Annotated in this window: 10 protein-coding genes and 1 pseudogene; 7 read left to right on the top strand and 4 right to left on the bottom strand. The window is 23.9% G+C overall.

Features of this window, described 5'->3' with window-relative positions; all coding sequences use genetic code 11:
- The 3 genes and pseudogenes from LDP10_RS01335 to tgt all read left to right on the top strand — a co-directional run.
- On the top strand, window positions 1-1,458 hold a 1,458-nt coding region (locus LDP10_RS01335), incomplete at its 5' end, for a phenylalanine--tRNA ligase subunit beta (RefSeq protein ID WP_265196947.1).
- Between the two features lie 4 nt (window positions 1,459-1,462).
- Window positions 1,463-1,753, top strand: a complete 291-nt coding sequence (locus tag LDP10_RS01330; protein WP_265196946.1) for an integration host factor subunit alpha — start codon at window positions 1,463-1,465, stop codon at window positions 1,751-1,753.
- Between the two features lie 700 nt (window positions 1,754-2,453).
- Window positions 2,454-3,575, top strand: a pseudogene (gene tgt / locus LDP10_RS01325) (tRNA guanosine(34) transglycosylase Tgt).
- 323 nt (window positions 3,576-3,898) lie between these two features.
- On the opposite strand, the gene glyS reads toward tgt, so the two are convergent.
- A complete protein-coding gene (gene glyS, locus LDP10_RS01320; RefSeq protein ID WP_265196945.1) occupies window positions 3,899-5,971 on the bottom strand; it encodes a glycine--tRNA ligase subunit beta in 2,073 nt (690 codons plus the stop codon).
- Window positions 5,972-6,003: 32 nt separating this feature from the next.
- Window positions 6,004-6,882 (bottom strand): glycine--tRNA ligase subunit alpha, encoded by an 879-nt coding sequence (gene glyQ / locus LDP10_RS01315; protein WP_265196944.1) that lies wholly within the window; start codon window positions 6,880-6,882, stop codon window positions 6,004-6,006.
- 567 nt (window positions 6,883-7,449) lie between these two features.
- Here glyQ and nfo point away from each other — a divergent pair.
- Both nfo and rplY read left to right on the top strand, forming a co-directional pair.
- Window positions 7,450-8,289 carry a deoxyribonuclease IV gene (nfo, locus tag LDP10_RS01310; protein WP_265196943.1) on the top strand — a complete coding sequence of 280 codons (840 nt, stop codon included), beginning with the start codon at window positions 7,450-7,452 and terminating at the stop codon, window positions 8,287-8,289.
- Window positions 8,290-8,474: 185 nt separating this feature from the next.
- The gene (gene rplY / locus LDP10_RS01305) at window positions 8,475-8,759 is read left to right on the top strand and encodes a 50S ribosomal protein L25 (RefSeq protein WP_265196942.1); all 285 of its coding nucleotides are present in this window, start codon (window positions 8,475-8,477) and stop codon (window positions 8,757-8,759) included.
- Between the two features lie 160 nt (window positions 8,760-8,919).
- On the opposite strand, the gene LDP10_RS01300 is transcribed toward rplY, so the two are convergent.
- Window positions 8,920-9,684: a DedA family protein gene (locus LDP10_RS01300; protein WP_265196941.1), complete on the bottom strand. Its 765-nt coding sequence runs from the start codon at window positions 9,682-9,684 to the stop codon at window positions 8,920-8,922.
- Window positions 9,685-10,322: 638 nt separating this feature from the next.
- Here LDP10_RS01300 and rsmA point away from each other — a divergent pair.
- Window positions 10,323-11,096: a 16S rRNA (adenine(1518)-N(6)/adenine(1519)-N(6))-dimethyltransferase RsmA gene (gene rsmA / locus LDP10_RS01295; protein ID WP_265196940.1), complete on the top strand. Its 774-nt coding sequence runs from the start codon at window positions 10,323-10,325 to the stop codon at window positions 11,094-11,096.
- Between the two features lie 62 nt (window positions 11,097-11,158).
- Complete coding sequence (locus LDP10_RS01290) at window positions 11,159-11,977, top strand: symmetrical bis(5'-nucleosyl)-tetraphosphatase (protein WP_265196939.1); 819 nt, start codon at window positions 11,159-11,161, stop codon at window positions 11,975-11,977.
- A 284-nt stretch (window positions 11,978-12,261) separates the two neighbouring features.
- Here LDP10_RS01290 and carB read toward each other — a convergent pair whose 3' ends face one another.
- Window positions 12,262-15,486, bottom strand: coding sequence for a carbamoyl-phosphate synthase large subunit (gene carB / locus LDP10_RS01285; protein ID WP_265196938.1), 3,225 nt, complete (start codon window positions 15,484-15,486; stop codon window positions 12,262-12,264).
- Window positions 15,487-15,607: the final 121 nt, after the last annotated feature.

Here is a 15,607-nt window from a genome sequence, read left to right as displayed (position 1 = left end):
TCGATAGGTGCCAATATCAATACTGATGTTGCTATGGTAACTAAGAAGACCAAAAATTTATTAATTGGATCTATTTTTTTTAATAATCTTTCAAAAAATAAAAAAAAAATTCATCTTGGAGAAAAAAATTATATAACTAATTGTTATGAATACGGTGTTGATTTTAATCTTCAAGAATACGCTATAGAATATGCAACTAATTTAATTACGAATATTGCCGGTGGTGATGTTGGGCCATTAGTTAATAAAACAGATAATTCTAATATTAGTAAAAAAAATATTATAAAATTACATAGGAACACTATAAATCGAGTTCTTGGTATTTTTATAGAAGATGATAAAATATTGAATATTTTAAGATCGCTTGGTTTCCAAGTAACAAAAGATTTTAAATATTGGGAAATTATACCTCCATCTTGGCGTTTTGATATAATAATAGAAGAAGATGTAATAGCAGAAATAATTCGTATTTATGGATACGATAAGATTCCTGTGATTTCTTATCGTAGTAATATGCAAGTGAACATTGTGAACTATGCAGAAAAGAAATTAAAAGATATTAAGTATCTTCTTTTATGTAAAGGATTTTATGAAATTATAACTTATAGTTTTGTGGATCCAAATACACAAAATTTGTTATTTCCTGATAAAAAAAAGTTATTTTTATCTAATCCTATTTCTCGAGAAATGTCTTCTATGAGAGTATCTTTATGGCCAGGATTATTAACAGCATTATCTTATAATCAATGTCGCCAAACAGAACATATTTGTTTATTTGAAAGTGGTTTATGTTTTATAGAAGATAAGAAAGAGGACATGGGGGTGAGACAAAATATTTATTTATCAGGTATAGCGCAAGGTTATATTTATAATAATAAACATTGGGATGGTACAGATAAAATCATTGATTTTTATGATATGAAAGGTGTTGTAGAGTCTATATTAGAAATTGATGGAAAATTAAAAAACATAGATTTTAGAAAATCGTCTTTGTCTTGTTTACATCCAGGGAAAAGTGCTTCTATTTATTTTTTTGGGAAATTGATTGGTCATATAGGTGTATTACATCCTTATCTAGCGCTTAATTTTAAATTAAGTTCTGGTGTTTTATTGTTTGAAATATTATTCAATGATATTTTTCAAGAAAACATTTTAAAGATAAAAAATATATCTTGTTTTCCGAATAGTAAACGAGATATTTCTATTTCGGTATCAGATGATGTTCTTGCTGGTGATATTATTAATTTATGTAAAAATATCGATTTAGAAAAGATAAAAGAAGTATACATTTTTGATTTATATCAAGGTGATAATATACCAATCGGGGAAAAAAGTTTAGGAATACGTTTTGTTTTTGGAGATAATATTAAAACGTTAGAAGATCATGATATTCAATTAGTAATTAATCGCTGTGTATTAGAATTGAAAAAAAAATTTAAAGCTGTAATAAGGAATTAAACGTATGGTATTGACTAAAGCTAAAATATCGAATTATTTATTTGAAAATTTAAAAATAAAAAAACGTGATGCCAAAAACATTGTAGAATATTTTTTTAAAGAAGTTGGATATGCTTTAGAATATGGTGAAAAAGTTAAATTATCGGGATTTGGTAATTTTAATTTAAAATATAAAAAAGAACGTCCAGGGCGCAATCCTAGGACAGGAGAAAACATTAAAATTACATCCAGACGTGTTGTAACATTTAAACCTGGAAAACAATTAAAACATAAAATAAAAATACTATCAGTTTAAAATAATATTTTTTACTTTTTAAAATTTAATTTAATTTTTTATATGTATTTTAAAATTATTTTAATTAAACATTTTTATTTTTTAAATTGATTTTATTATTATAAAAATAATAGTTTTAAACATTTTTATATATAATCGATTAATAATAAGATATTGATTATTACATAATAAATATTAATGATTTTTATTTATTATTATGTGAATAAGAACGTGATAATAGCTAGTTAATAAAAAACATATTTAATTATGATTATGTAAATTTATATTTTGGAAATAAGTGTTTAATTTTCTGATTTAAAAGGATCCGGTTTTATTTAAACTTTTATTCAGATATTATTTCAAATAATTTTATTTTAAACTTTTGATTAAAAATGTATTTAGAAGATACATTATGTACTTTTCTTATATTGAAAAGATAGAAAATTTTTCATATTAATTATATATGTATATATAAATACGTGTTTTTTTTATTTTAACACGATTTTTATGAATACTAAATTTTAGTAATGTTATTAAAATTACTTAATATATAAATTTACAGTATATTTTATGTATAATTTATTGTAAAAATTTTTTAGAACTAATTTTCTATTAAATTAAAATTATTGGTATTTAGATATGTGTTAGATACATGAATATTTTTTTAGTTAATTATTTTAGATAACATTTATAAAAAATATAAGAAGAGAATGATTTTTTTATTCTAAAACAAGATAATTTAGCTAGATTGGCTTTATTAGTTTTTGATTGAAGAATTATACAAACACCAGTATTTATTCCATTTGGTACTTACGGGATAGTTAAAGGTATAATTTCTAAAGAATTAAAAGATACTGGGACGAAAATTATATTAGGTAATGCTTTTCATTTATTTTTAAGACTAGGTCAACAAATTATAAGATCTCATGACGATTTACAAGATTTTATGTACTTTAAAGGTCCTATTTTAAGATATTTTGGAGGTTTTCAAGTATTTAGTTTGGCTTTTATGCGAAAAATAGAAGAGAATGGTATTTTTTCGTCATCCTATTGATGGCAGTAACATTTTTCTTACTTCAGAAATACCAATGGATGTATAATATGATCTCAGATCTGATATAGTAATGTGTATGGATGAATGTGTATCTTATCCTGTTAATTTAGAAAAAGCAAAAGATGCTATGAAAACATCTTTAAGATGGGTTATAAAGTGTCGTAAATATTTTAATTTTTAAAAAAAATGAAAATACATTATTTAGTATTGTTCAAAAATCTGTATATAAAAAATTGGGGAATGATCCTATTAAAAAATTGATTAATATTGTTTTTGATGGTTACGTTTTAGGAAGTTTTGTAGTTGGTGAATATAAAAAAAAGATGTATCTTTTATTAGAACATATTTAAAGTAAATTACCAACTCATAAACTTAGATATTTAATGCGTGTTGGGAAATTTATCGATTTGATTGAAGCTGTACGCCGAGGTGTAGATATGTTCGATTGTGTTTTACCTACTCGTAATTCAAGCAATGGTTTTTTTTTAGTAATGGAATAGTAAAAATTCGTAATAAATAATACAAAAATAATTTATCAATATTAAAGAAAAAATGTATTTGTTATACATATCAAAATTATAGTTGTGCTTATTTACATCATCTAGATCGTTGCAATAAAATATTAAGTTCCCGTTTGAATACAATTCATAATTCATATTATTATCAAAATTATATGAAAGAATTGCGTTTTTTATAAAACAAAATAAGTTTGATCAATTTGCAGAAAATTTTTTAATCGAATTAAATAAAAAGAATATTCATTCTATAAAAAATAGTTTTTTTACATAAAAAAATCATCAAATATTTTTAATTAAAGTAATTTTTATATTTTAAAATGGAATATGGATTTATTTTTGATCTGAAGATATAATCACAAAGATGTACTTTTATATAAAAAAAAATATTTAGATTTTAATTCATATTAAAAACTAATAATTTAATAAAATTATACATATATTTTATATATATAAATATTTTTTATAATGCCAACATATATTGTTAATGTTAATAAATCATATTAACAATATATGATTTATTTTTTATTAAAATCTATTAAAAATAAAAGTTTTTAATGAAAAAAATTTTATATATATTACATATAATTTTATTATTTAATAATCATTTAAATAGGAAAAATCAGCAATATTTAAAAATATTTTTTTTATTTCATATAAAATAGTTAATCTATTAATTTTTATTTCAGGATTTTTGTGATTGATAATAACCGAATTAAAAAATGATTCTATAGGATCAATTAGATTGGATAAATTTAAAAGTGCTTCTTTATATCTTTTTTTTAATAATAAATCAGGTAAAATAATATTTAAATTTTCAATCTTTTTTAGAAGTATTATTTCTGATTTTTCTTTTGTTAAATTGAAATTTATATTTTCATAAGTTTTTTTTTCGCTTTTTTTTAAAATCTTGCAAATTCTTTTATTGGCTAAAACTAGTGGTCGATAAGTATTTAATTTTTTAAAATATGAAATTGCTTTTATACGTGCATCTATATCTACCAATTGAGTTAATTTACATGATAAAACAGATTGAACGATATCTATATTATAACCTTGTAAATGATAAAAAGAATAACATCTTTCTAATATAAATTGCAATACAAGATTAATAGTTAATTTTTTATCAATTATTTTTTTATATAAATTTGTTGATTTTATTAGTAATTTTTTTAAATCAATTTTTATTTTTTTAGAAATAATAATACGTACTATTCCTGTAGCTGTACGTTTTAGAGCATAAGGATCTTTATCTCCTTTAGGATATTCAGCTATTCCAAATATACCTGACAAAGTATCGATTTTATCGGCAATGGCTAAAGCGCAAGAAATAAGATTTGATGGTAGTTGATCTCCAGAAAATTTAGGTTGGTAATGTTCCTTTATAGCTATTGCTACTTCTTTATTCTCTTCATTATTTATTGCATAATACATGCCTACAATTCCTTGAATTTCTGGAAATTCGAAAACCATATTGGTATTTAAATCGCATTTAGATAATATTGCAGCTCGTATTGCATATTTTAAATTGGCATTAATTAATGGTGCTATCCATGTAATTAATGATTTAATTCGATTTGTTTTTTCATATAATGAACCTAATTTTTTTTGAAATAATATATTTTTTAAAGATGGTAAATATTCTTCTATTTTTTTTAGTTGATCATTTTTAAAAAAGAATTTAGCATCTGTGAATCGGGCATGTAATACGTTTTCATTACCGGTAATAACATATTTTAAATCACATGATTGAACATTTGTTACAAAAATAAAATATGGAATTAATTTTTTATTTGTATCATAAACGGGAAAATATTTTTGATTATTAGTCATAATATGTATTAGTATTTCATGTGGTAATGTCAGAAATTTTTTATCAAATGTACCAATTAATACTGTTGGAGATTCCACTAAAGCAGTGATTTCATTTAATAAAATATCAGGATAATATAAATTACCATTAATTTTTTTAACTACAAATTCTGCATCTTTTTTTATTTTTGCTTTTCTACTATTAAAGTGAGCAATAATTTGTGAATGTTTAAACAAAATATCTGGGTATTCATTAGCGTTTTTAATTATTATTTTAGGATTTTTGAAAGAAATATGATTTCTTAATATTCGATCTGAATGTACATCAAATATATTTACAGGAACAATTTTATTATCAAGCAAAACGCTGATGTTTCTTACAGGACGAGAAAATTTAAATTTATTATTGTTCCATTTCATAAGGGTATACGTATTCATTTTTTTAATTGATGTAAAAATTATTTTTGGGAAAATGATATCAACATTTTCTTTTTTTACATTAGTTTCATAATATAACCATTCTCCTTTATTGTTTTTCATTCTTTTTGCTTCTTTAAGATCAATTCCACATGATTTTGCCCAACATAAAGCACTATTAGTTGGTAGGTTATTATGATCAAAAGCATAAGAAATAGAAGGTCCTTTTTTTTTTATTGATTTTTTAGTATAAAAAGGATTTATATTTTCAATTTTTAAAGCTAAACGTCTTGGAGTAGCATATGAAATTATATTTCCATATTTAATTTTATGTAAATCTAATTCATGAATAATGTTTTTAGAAAAAGACAAACTAAGATTACGTAATTCTTTCGCCGGCAGTTCTTCAGTACCTATCTCTACTAATAATGTTTTTTTCATTTTATTACACCTTAATTTTAAATGAGATAGTTTTATTTGTTTAAATTATAATACATTTTTGCAATAGCATTAGTGATTTTACGTATGTGTAATATGTATTTTTTTCTTTCAGTGATTGATAATGCTTTTCTAGCATCAAGTATATTAAAAATGTGTATGGCTTGTAATATGTTTTCGTAAGATGGAAATATCAGTACAGGATCTTTTTCTATTAATTTTAAAGATTCTTTGGAGTATTGTTCAAATAATTGGTATAGTAAATCAAGAGTAGCATATTTAAAATTGTAAAGAGATTGTTCTTTTTCGTTTTTAAAAAAAAGGTCACCGTATGTTAATGTTTTCGGTTTATCATTCCATAAAATTTCATAAACGTTTTTTTTGTTTTGGATATGCATATTGATTCTTTCAAGACCGTAAGTTATTTCTACTGTAATAGGATTGCATTCAATACCTCCTACTTTTTGAAAGTAAGTAAATTGTGAGATTTCCATACCATTCAACCAAATTTCCCAACCGATACCTGATGCTCCTAGTGTAGGATTTTCCCAATTATCTTCAACAAAACGTATATCATGAATTTTTGAATCTATTTGTAGTGTGTTTAATGAATCTAAATACATTTCTTGAATATTATTTGGAGCTGGTTTAATAGCCACTTGGAATTGATAATAATGTTGTAAACGATTCGGATTTTCTCCGTAACGTCCATCAGTAGGTCTTCTAGATGGTTGTACATATGCAAAACTAAAATGTTCAGTACCAATACTACCGAAAAAAGTTTTATTATGGAAAGTTCCTGCACCAACTGGTAAATCTAATGGTTGTATAATTGTACAGCCATTTTTTAACCAGTAAGTTTGTAGAATACAAATAACATTATGAAAGGTTTTATTATTAATTATATTTTTCATGTTAATCCAAACATTGAGTATTAATATATTCTTATAGGTAATATATTTTGGAATAGATTTATAATTTTTATAAATTAGTTAGTTATATTGATTTTAAAATTATTTTTTGTAATATTAAATATATTAATTTTTAAAATAAAAAATTTTTACTAATTTTATTAAATGGAAAACCATTATAATGGTTTTTATAAAAAATAAAGGAATGATAATTTGATTTAAAAAAAGAAAAATGAAATGATTATAAAGAATTTTCTGAATTAAAGTGCTTTATTTATATACCTATCGATTTAGTTAGTTTTTAATTTTATTAAAAATATTTGATCATAATTTAATTTTATTTAATAGAAAATATAATATCTGCTACGTTTAAAATGTTTATCTTAAAAATATATTTAAATTTATTTTTAATAAAAAAATTTTTATTAGTATAAAATTTTGTTAAATGTGACTATTTATAAATATTTTATATTGTAATAGAAAAAAATTATCTTTTATAATAAATAAATATCTTCTTCATTTTAACACATAATTAAATATATTAATATTTATTTTAAAAATCGGTTATATATGAAATATATTGGTGCTCATGTAAGTATTGCTGGTGGATTAAATATGTCGGTATTGCGTGCATATCAATTAAAAGCCACTGCTTTTTCATTTTTTACGAAAAATCAAAGACAATGGAAATCAATTCCTTTAAGTGATAGAATAATTTCTGATTTTAAGACAGCATGTAATAAATTTAATTATCGACCATATCAAATTTTACCACATGGTAGTTATTTAATTAATTTAGGTCATCCTGATGTTGATTTATTAAAAAAATCCAGATATGCATTTGTAGATGAAATTGTTAGATGCTATGATTTGGGATTAAAATTAATTAATTTTCATCCTGGTAGTCATTTATATAAAATTACAGAAGATGCTTGTTTAGAAAGAATAGCCAATTCTATCAATTGGTCTTTGAGCAAAACTCAAGATGTCACTCTTGTAATAGAAAATACAGCTGGTCAAGGTTCTAATGTTGGTTATTGTTTTGAACATTTAGCTGGTATTATCAATAGAATTGAAGATAAATCTAGAATTGGAGTATGTTTAGATACTTGTCATTTATTTTCATCAGGTTATGATTTGCGTACTAAGGATTTATATAATCATACTTTTAAAATATTTGATAGAATTGTCGGTTTTAATTATTTAAAAGGAATTCATATAAATGATTCTAAAAGTCATTTTAACAGTCGTGTTGACCGTCATCATAGTTTAGGTAAAGGATATATAGGGTATGAGACTTTTATTTGGATGATGAAAGATAATCGTTTTGATAACATTCCTATTATTTTAGAAACAATTAATTCTGATATTTGGTTCAAAGAAATTGCGTGGTTAAAATCTAATCAGTAAATCTATTAACATGTAATAATATTAATATTTATGTCAATTTTTATAAATAAGTTTATTTATTTCAACGAATAAAAATGTTTTAATTTTATTTAATTTAAAATTAAAATTTAATTATTAGAATTAATGATAATATTAAATATTTTTTATTTTTAAGTATATTTTTATTCATTTTATGAGAACTAATTATGTTTATTATTTATGTAAAGAAAAGAAAAAAAACAGGAAAAAGTGCTAGTCGCTATTTACGATCAAATAATAAATTACCAGGTGTTCTTTACGGTAATAAAAAAACGAATATTCCCATTGAATTAGATCATGATAGTGTTTTTAATATGCAATTAAAATCTGATTTTTATAAAATTAATTTTCATTTGTCATTAGACAACATAAAATTTTTGGTAAAAATAAAATCTGTGCAAAGGCATGCGTTTAAACCTAAATTATTGCATATTGATTTTTTATATATTTAATTTTTACATGTAATTCCATTATACCGATAATACGTCGGCACATAGTGAACTGATTAGTACGCTACAGTATTAATCTTTAGTAAGGGTTAATACTATTTTGTGCCGAGGTGTCAATGTAATAAAATGACATAAAAAAATTTTATTTCTAATGATATACGTTTTATTCTTGTAGGAATGTTAATTCTAAAGTTTTTTTTAAAATTTTCATTTCAGGATGAAATTGTATAGAAATTAGACTAATCATACTGATTAAAAAACTTATCACAGTTAAATATTTTATTTTTTTTTCAGATAAAGAAAATGTTAAATAACCGTATTTTTTACATTTCCACCATCTCCATGTTAACCATAACGTACTCCAAACGATAGATAAAACAGATAATACACACCATTTAAAATTATTATTAATTTGATTAAAAGGAGTGTTAATTGCCATACCTGCTAATATTCCTGGGAAAAAATATATTGGTGGCCAAAGTAAGCATCCTAGGATACTAGGTAAAATGAATTTTTTTAATGGCAGTTTTAACATGCCACAAACCATTGGAACTAATGGTCTAGTGGGACCAATAAAGCGGCCTATTAAGATGGTAATTATATTATGTTTATACAAAGCGTTTTTAATTTTTTTTAAGACAGATCGATGTTTTTTTAATAAATACAAATTATGTAACCAGTTTTTGAATCGCCATCCGATATAATAAGAAATCCAGTCTCCAAGTAAACAACCCATAATTCCAATTATCCAGGAAGAATAGAAGTTCAAAGATCCGTGTCCTATTAATGTTCCTAAACCGGCCATTAATACAATACCTGGTAGAAATAATCCAACTAATGTTAAAGATTCTAAAAAAGATACTGCAAATACTATAATATATAAATAAGAAAAAGATTGCGAAATTATATATGTTGACCAAGCTTCCATAGATTTTATTTCTTATAAATTAGTATTAATTATTTTAACTTTATTTAAAAAATAATTTTTTTAAATTAGGTAATATTCTTATTTTTAAAATTTTATTTATTTAAGTATAAAAATATGAATTGTATGGATATATATTATAAATTATCAAATAAAATATATCAAAATTATAATTATATTTAAGAAATAAACCATACTTTATTATATAAAAATAAATTTGTGATAATATATATTGTATATATTTTTATAATTTTTCTTGATAGAAATGCACAATATTTGATATTATGTATTTCATTAATTTTATTAATTGTCATAAAATAAAGATTTTATTATATTTAACATATAAAAGTTATTTATACAAAATCGATACAAAAAGTATCATGTGTTTTTTTATGTAATACTTTTTATTTAAAAATAAATTTAGTGAATAATGCAATTTTTATAAATTAATTATAAATTTTTAAAACATTACAATAAATACATGTATCAATTGATAATATTAATTATATTTAATTGATATTTTTATATATATTAAAAAATAATTTTTTTAATATATAAATTTTAAATAAATTGGTAAATTTAGAATTTGCATTCTTTTATTGACTATGTCTATAAATCAAAAAAAAATTTTTACAAGACACATGCCTAATAAAAAATTAGGTCAACATTTTCTTATAGAAAATAAGATAATTAATAAAATAGTTAATTATATTGATCCCAGATTACAGGATAATATTTTAGAAATAGGACCTGGTTTAGGTGCGTTAACGAAACCAATATGTACGTTTTTAGAAAAACTGTACGTAATTGAATTAGATTCTGATTTAGTTAATTTTTTATTTAATTCCCCTTTTTCTAAAAAATTAAAAATTTTAAAAAAAAATGCGTTGTTTTATAATTTTTTAGATATTTTTAATAAAGAAAATAAAAATATACGTATTTTTGGAAATTTACCATATAATATTTCTGTTCGGTTAATTTTATATCTTTTTAATTTTTGTAGTGTCATTAAAGATATGCATTTTATGTTGCAAAAAGAAGTGGCTAATCGATTATCAGCTTCTCCAGGAACTAAATGTTACGGTCGTTTAAGTGTTATAGCGCAATATTATTGTAATATAATTCCTTTATTACAAGTATTTCCAAATTCTTTTTCACCTGTTCCGAAAGTAAATTCTATGTTTATTAGATTAATACCTAATCTTACATTCCCGGTATTAATTGAAGATATAAAAGTATTAGAAATGATTACTAATGCGGCATTTGGACAGCGAAGAAAAATATTACGTCATAGTTTATCTAAATTTTTTCATGTAAAAACGTTGATAAAATTAGGAGTTAATCCTATGTTGAGAGCGGAAAATATAAGGGTATCTCAATATTTCCAGTTAGCTTATTATCTAATTATGAAATAATTTTGATTATAGTTAAAAATGAATTAAATATTTGATAATATTTAACAAAATTGGATTTTAAAATGAGTACATATCTCGTAGGTGATATACATGGTTGTTATGATCAATTAAAATTATTATTACGTCAAGTATCATTTAATCCAGTCAAAGATACTCTTTGGTGTACGGGTGATTTAGTGTGCCGAGGTTCTAAATCTTTAGATGTATTATGTTTTTTATTTTCTCTTGGAGAAAAAGCTAAGATAGTTTTAGGTAATCATGATTTATATTTATTATCGGTTTATTATGGAATTAATGATAATAAGATAGAAGATGGTATTACTGATATTTTTAAATATAAAGATGCTGAAATTTTAATTTCTTGGTTGCGTAAGCAGCCGTTATTACAGATAAATGAAGAAAAAAAAATTATTATGTCTCATGCAGGAATTTATCCTAAATGGAATATAAAAACATTAGTGGGTAATGCTAGAAAAGTTGAATCAATTTTGTCTGGTAAAGATTACCTTAATTTTTTAGGTTTATTATATGAAAATAATGCTCATGATATTGTAGAAGATAGTATAGAATATAATAGTTTACGGTTCATTGTTAATGCGTTTACTCGTATGCGTTATCTTTTTCCTAACGGAAATTTAAATATGGTTTGTAAACAGTCTCCATCTTATTCTACATTGCCATTACAACCATGGTTCTCTATTAAAAATAATATATCCAAAGAGTATTCTATTTTTTTTGGTCATTGGTCTTCTTTGTCAGGTAAAAATTTACCAAATAATATTTTTGGTTTAGATACGGGTTGTTGTTGGGGTAATAAATTAAGTATGATATGCTTAGAAAATAAAACTTTTTTTTCGCAGTCTTGTTCTATGAACAAATAATATGTTTTTATTTATTTTTTATATTTTTTCACTATAAAAACGTTTTTTTTAATTATTTTTATTTTTTTATATTGAGCTAATTTTATTGCTATATAAACAGAATTAGCCCAAATTTATTTTTTTTTAACACGGTGTTTTTATGATTTTAATTTTTTAATATATCCTCATATTATATTTTTATGATAATATTTTAATATAATGTATTTTAAAAATTACGAAATATTTTTATATTAATTAATTTGTATTACCAAACGACATATTGATTTAGCATATAAGGAAACATATTAATTACAATATGAAATTTTTTTATGAATCTCTTGTAAGGAAAAAATATTTTTTATTGGATTTTTAGACATTGCCATTACAGTGGCAAAAGCACCGTTTAATGTAGTGTCATAATGTACTTTATATTGGAGAGCACTTTTGCAAATTAATTCATTTTGATCGATAGATTGATAGGAATCTATGGTATTTATTATGTATACATATTCTCTATTTTTTAAACGATCTTGTATGTGCGGCCGACCTTCGTGTACTTTGTTAACTAATCTGGAGTAAATTCCGGCTTTTTTTAAGGATAGGTTCGTTTCTAAAGTAGAATCTAATTTAAAACCTATTTTTTTTAATTTTATTGCTAAATTTATAATATTTTTTTGATCTTTTTCTTTAACAGATATTAATACTCTGCCTGATTTTTTAATATCTATTTGAGCTCCAAGCATTGCTTTAGCAAATGCTTCTGCAAAATTTTTTCCTATACCCATAACTTCTCCTGTAGATCTCATTTCTGGACCAAGGATAGGGTTAACTCCTGGAAATTTATTGAATGGTAAAACCACTTCTTTGATCGAATAGTAAGGTGGTATAATTTCTTTAATGTATTTTTGTTTTTGTAAGTTTTTCCCACACATAACTCTTGCTGCAATTTTTGCTAATGGTATTCCTGTTGCTTTAGATACAAAAGGTACACTTCTGGAAGCTCTTGGATTGACTTCAATGACATATATTTCTTTGTTTTGTATAGCAAATTGTACGTTCATGAGTCCTTTTACCGATAGTTCAATAGCAAGTTTTTTTACTTGTTTTCTAATTTTATTTTGTATATTTAATTTCAATGTATAAGCAGGTAAAGAGCAAGCTGAATCTCCAGAATGTACTCCTGCTTGTTCTATGTGTTGCATAATTCCACCAATTAATACATTTTCTCCATCACAAATAGCATCGACATCTACTTCTATAGCATTTTCTAAATAGTGGTCAAGGAAAATTGGTGATTTGTTTTTTAATTTATTTTCAAAGTATTTTTCAAGAGTTTTAACATTATAACAAATTTCCATTTCTCTTCCACCTAACACATAGGAAGGTCTTACCATAATGGGAAATCCAATTTCTTTAGATTTTATTTTGGCTTCTTTTAAATTGATTACTGTTGCATTTAAAGGTTGTTTTAAATTTAATTTTGATACAATTTTTTGGAAATTGTATCTGTTTTCTGCTTGATCTATAGAATATGGCGTTGTTCCTATTATTGGTACTCCTTCTATTGCAAATTCATTGGCTAGTTTTAATGGAGTTTGACCTCCGTATTGTACAATTACGCCATAAGGTTTTTCTATTTTTACTATTTCTAAAATATTTTCAAGAGTAAGGGGTTCAAAGTATAAACGATCAGAAATATCATAATCGGTAGATACCGTTTCTGGATTGCAATTAATCATAATTGTTTCGAAACCATCTTCTCGTAAAGCTAAAGCGGCGTGGACACAACAATAATCAAATTCGATACCCTGTCCTATTCTATTAGGTCCTCCTCCTAAAATTATCACTTTGTTATTTTTTTTAGTCGGATTTGATTCACATTCTTCTTCCCAAGTAGAATATAAGTATGCTGTTTCGGTAGAAAATTCTGCGGCACAACTGTCAATTCTTTTGTATACTGGATGTAAATTAAGTTGATAACGAATTTTTCTTACTTTTTTTTCTTTTATCTTTAGTAATGTTGCAATTCGAGCATCAGAAAATCCTTTTTGTTTTAATAATTTTAAAAAAGGATAATTCAATCCCTTTATACCTTTGTTTTCTATTTTTTTCTCTAAATCTATGATTTCTTGAATTTGTGTTAAAAACCATTTATCGATCAATGTTAAATTGTACACATATTCTATAGACATACCTGTTCTAAAAGCGTCAGCAATATACCAAATTCGTTCTGCACCTGCTTCTTTTAATTCATATGTAATTTTGGTATATGACTTTTTGTTTTTTTCTTTTATTTTAGATTCAAAACCATTAGAACCTATTTCTAATCCTCTGATTGCTTTTTGTATTGATTCTTGAAAAGTACGGCCAATTGCCATTACTTCACCAACAGATTTCATTTGAGTCGTTAATCTGTCGTTACATCCAGAAAATTTTTCAAAATTAAATCTAGGAATTTTGGTTACTATGTAATCTATAGTCGGTTCAAATGAAGCAGGGGTATTAATTCCGGTAATATCATTTTTTAACTCATCAAGGGTATATCCAATTGACAGTTTAGCAGCAATTTTCGCTATTGGAAATCCTGTTGCTTTAGAAGCCAATGCTGATGATCGAGATACTCTGGGATTCATTTCAATAACAATCATTTTACCATTTTTAGGATTAACGGCAAATTGAACATTAGATCCTCCTGTTTCTACACCAATTTCTCGTAAAATATTTATTGATGCATTTCTCATTATTTGATATTCTTTGTCAGTAAGTGTTTGTGCAGGAGCAACAGTAATAGAATCTCCGGTATGAATACCCATCGGATCTAAGTTTTCAATAGAACATACTATGATACAATTATCATTTTTATCTCTGACAACTTCCATTTCATATTCTTTCCATCCGATTAATGATTCATCAATTAATAGTTCTTGAATAGGTGATAATTCAAAACCTCTTTCACATATTTCTTGGAATTCTTCATGATTATATGCGATTCCCCCTCCACTTCCTCCCATAGTAAAAGAAGGGCGAATAATGCATGGAAATTTTATTTTTTTTACGATTTTTAAAGCTTCTTTTACGTTATGTGCTATTCCTGATTTAGGGGTTTCTAAATTCAGTTTTTTCATTGATTTTTCGAATAAATAACGATTTTCTGCTTTTTTAATTGCGTTAATGGTTGCTCCTATTATTTTGATATTGAATTTCGATAAAATTCCTTTTTCTTCTAATTCTAAAACACAATTTAAAGCAATTTGTCCTCCCATAGTAGGTAACAATGCATCAGGTTTTTCTTTTTCTATTATTTTTTCAATAGTTCTCCAATGAATAGGTTCGATATACGTGGCATCAGCTATTTCTGGATCTGTCATAATTGTTGCTGGGTTAGAGTTAACTAAAATAATTTTCAATCCTTCTTCTTTAAGCGCTTTACAAGCTTGAACTCCTGAGTAGTCGAATTCACACGCTTGTCCGATAACAATTGGTCCAGCTCCTAGAATTAAAACAGATTTTATATCTTTTTGTTTTGGCATTAGAATTTTATTCCTGAAATATTATTATAATTCATATTATTTTTAATTAATTTTATGAAGTGATCAAATAAAGTTATGGGATCTTGAGGTCCAGGATTTGCTTCAGGATGTCCTTGAAAAC

The organism is Buchnera aphidicola (Pemphigus obesinymphae), from assembly GCF_026122815.1.
Classification (GTDB): Bacteria; Pseudomonadota; Gammaproteobacteria; order Enterobacterales; family Enterobacteriaceae; genus Buchnera_C; species Buchnera_C aphidicola_BJ.
The sequence above is the reverse complement of the archived record's forward strand: the minus strand, read 5'-3'. Positions and strand labels throughout refer to the sequence as shown.

Bases quoted from the DNA above. Each gene is read 5' to 3' on its own strand.
- LDP10_RS01300 (WP_265196941.1), bottom strand. From the start codon at position 9,684: ATGGAAGCTTGGTCAACATATATAATTTCGCAATCTTTTTCTTATTTA.
- rplY (WP_265196942.1), top strand. From the start codon at position 8,475: ATGTTTATTATTTATGTAAAGAAAAGAAAAAAAACAGGAAAAAGTGCT.
- glyS (WP_265196945.1), bottom strand. From the start codon at position 5,971: ATGAAAAAAACATTATTAGTAGAGATAGGTACTGAAGAACTGCCGGCG.
- LDP10_RS01290 (WP_265196939.1), top strand. From the start codon at position 11,159: ATGAGTACATATCTCGTAGGTGATATACATGGTTGTTATGATCAATTA.
- glyQ (WP_265196944.1), bottom strand. From the start codon at position 6,882: ATGAAAAATATAATTAATAATAAAACCTTTCATAATGTTATTTGTATT.
- carB (WP_265196938.1), bottom strand. From the start codon at position 15,486: ATGCCAAAACAAAAAGATATAAAATCTGTTTTAATTCTAGGAGCTGGA.
- LDP10_RS01330 (WP_265196946.1), top strand. From the start codon at position 1,463: ATGGTATTGACTAAAGCTAAAATATCGAATTATTTATTTGAAAATTTA.
- rsmA (WP_265196940.1), top strand. From the start codon at position 10,323: ATGCCTAATAAAAAATTAGGTCAACATTTTCTTATAGAAAATAAGATA.
- nfo (WP_265196943.1), top strand. From the start codon at position 7,450: ATGAAATATATTGGTGCTCATGTAAGTATTGCTGGTGGATTAAATATG.